This is a genomic window from Chitinimonas violaceus (assembly GCF_052601015.1).
On sequence record NZ_JBQXDJ010000147.1, the window covers coordinates 1 to 2328 of the forward strand.

A 2328-nucleotide genomic window follows, 5' to 3' on the forward strand; every position below is an offset into this window, starting at 1 on the left:
AAATGGCCAATTCGGGAGAGAAAGCGATGCAAGACGAGTGATAAGTTCCGGAACGAGCTGTCTGGAAGCAACGCAAGGTCGACTTACGCCGCTGTAATGTCAAAAAGTCGGGTTATTCGAGGTGCCCAATAAATCACCGGTAACAACCCCTACAGTCTTCCCATTCCAGCATTTCCGAATGGCCAGACATGCAAGGCGACGCAGCAAACCTCATCGATACCGGCAAGGCCCAGCAGCAATATGGACTGGTCCGTCATTACACCTATATCAACGGTGATCCCTGCCTGCTAATCCGGCCTGCTGTGCCACGGTTGGGCGCCAATGCCTTCGCAATCCGCCAGGATGATCTCTGGCGCTGGCGTACTGACTGTGAAGACGTGCGCATGGTGGCTAAGGCCGCTGTGCATGGTGCAAACGTCATGCAGCTCGATCCCACTCCACAGACCTGGAAACAGATTGTCACGGTGATTCAAGACGGGCTGGATGAGTTGCATGCGATGCCGCCTGCGCCCCAGCAGAAACGCAAAGTGGTCGGCGAGATTGAGGTCATTGCCAACGGCAGACGCTTCACCAAGGATATCTACCAGTGAGCGAGTTGGCAGATGACCGTCTGGTCAACATCCGGGTGAGCAAACGCGTCGATCCCATCGCTGCCGAGGCGGGTCGTTCCTTTCTTGGCCGAAGCCAGGAAGAAGCACAAAAGGCCAGTGATCCGCTCGATAGTCCTGCGATGCAGGCGTTGTTCCGTCGTCTGGTGGGCTATACCCGACGTGAAATGGACCTGCAGGCTGAGAACCGGGCGCAAATCGCTATCGACCATGATTACTACGACCATATCCAGTGGACGGTTGAGGATGCGCAAACGCTTCAGGCGCGTGGTCAGCTACCCGCGGTCTACAACAAGATCGCCACGTCGGTTAACTGGGTGCTCGGTACCGAGCGCCGTACCCGCGTCGATTGGAAGATACTGCCGCGCAATAGTGATGGCGCCAAAGCGGCAGAACGTAAAACCCAGTATCTGAAGTACATCGCCGACGTGAACAAGGCGGGGTTCGAGCGTTCCCAAGCCTTCGCAGATGCCGTCAAAGGCGGTATCGGCTGGGTCGAGGATGGCGGACAGAACAATGCCGATGGCGAGCCGCTGTACTCACGCTATGTCCTGGGTGGTTCACAATGCTATCCGTGATTCAGATGCCTTGGGTAGCAGTAGTTGGCGACTAGGTGTTTAGTCCCACAGCGTGCTGGAACGGATCAATCCTGAAGCGTTGTGGTTCGGTTGCCCAGATATTGTCGATGTATTCATAGGGAGTGAAACCCTTCAAGGTCTTCAAGCGACGAGCAAAGTTGTACGCCATCAGGAACGTCTGCAAATGGGATTTCTGCTAATCATGCGATTGATAGTGGTAATGCTTGACCGTCGCCTCCTTGATCGTCCGATTCATGCGTTCGACCTGTCCATTGGTCCAAGGATGGCAGACCTTGGTTAGCTGATGTTCGATGTGGTGGGCCTGGCAGAGGCGATCAAACGGAATCACCCAGTAGCCTTCTGTGCCTTGCCGCTTGGCAAACTGAATGCCGTTGTCTGTCAAGATTGTATGAATGGTGTAAGGCGGCAATCAATCCAGACAGAAAGTCCCTTGCCACCAGGCGTGTTGCCCGGGGATGAAGCTCAGCGTAGGCCAGTTTTGACGTCCGATTGATGGCGACAAAGAGAGACAGCCTTCCTTAGTCCATTTGGATTTGTAAAGGAACGAGCCCGCCATTTTGCAATGGTCTTGGGGTTCACCCCATGCAGCTTGGCCAGTGTGCTCAGGCTCGCTTGACTATGTTGTATCGCTCGATGGGTTGCCTGTGTCGTTGAGGCTCTTTCGTGTAGAACCTGTCCCATAGGTTGTCCTTTCGTAGCTAGTCATAAATTAGACCAGCACACTGTGGGACTAAACATATAGCTATGCGGTTTTTTTATTGCCTAGTTCATCCTGCTGTACAGCTAGAGCACACTAGCAGAGCGCTGCTGCTTGCTATTTCTATCAAGACTCGACCGCTATGTGGCTGAGAGTCACCCCAGCGCGGTGCAGTTGCATAGACCAATGTCATATTTTGGCACTATTTACTCTTTACACTTCTCCGCGTTGGTACTTACAGTCCCTCCACTCACTCTATGCATTTCGCATATTTTGTAGTGCATCAAAGGTCTGTGCTTTCTAAGAACCTGTTCAAAGTCTCCGCAGAAGAAGAGTCAGAAAGGCAAACTGAATGAATTGCAAGCTGGTGTCGAGCTTGCGTTCACAGTTCTTCCACAATCGACGGCACTTCTCCAACCACGCA

The 2328-nt window shown here is 53.2% G+C and carries 2 protein-coding genes and 2 pseudogenes; 2 read left to right on the forward strand and 2 right to left on the reverse strand.

Translation table 11 applies throughout. The annotated features are described in order from the left end of the window. Positions 1 to 188 precede the first annotated feature (188 nt). Complete coding sequence (locus ACUHMQ_RS20435; protein WP_445297291.1) at positions 189 to 590, forward strand: hypothetical protein; 402 nt, start codon at positions 189 to 191, stop codon at positions 588 to 590. After that, positions 587 to 1186: a portal protein gene (locus ACUHMQ_RS20440; RefSeq protein ID WP_445297292.1), complete on the forward strand. Its 600-nt coding sequence runs from the start codon at positions 587 to 589 to the stop codon at positions 1184 to 1186. The genes ACUHMQ_RS20435 and ACUHMQ_RS20440 overlap by 4 nt, the downstream gene beginning before the upstream one ends. Positions 1187 to 1217: 31 nt before the next feature. Here ACUHMQ_RS20440 and ACUHMQ_RS20445 read toward each other — a convergent pair. Both ACUHMQ_RS20445 and ACUHMQ_RS20450 read right to left on the reverse strand, forming a co-directional pair. Beyond that, positions 1218 to 1888 (reverse strand): annotated as a pseudogene (locus ACUHMQ_RS20445) (integrase core domain-containing protein). 328 nt (positions 1889 to 2216) lie between these two features. Next, positions 2217 to 2328: pseudogene (locus ACUHMQ_RS20450) on the reverse strand (IS5/IS1182 family transposase); the annotation flags it as partial.

What these genes read in the sequence shown, in the direction of transcription:
- ACUHMQ_RS20435 (WP_445297291.1), top strand. Translation starts at nt 189, where the DNA reads ATGCAAGGCGACGCAGCAAACCTCATCGATACCGGCAAGGCCCAGCAG.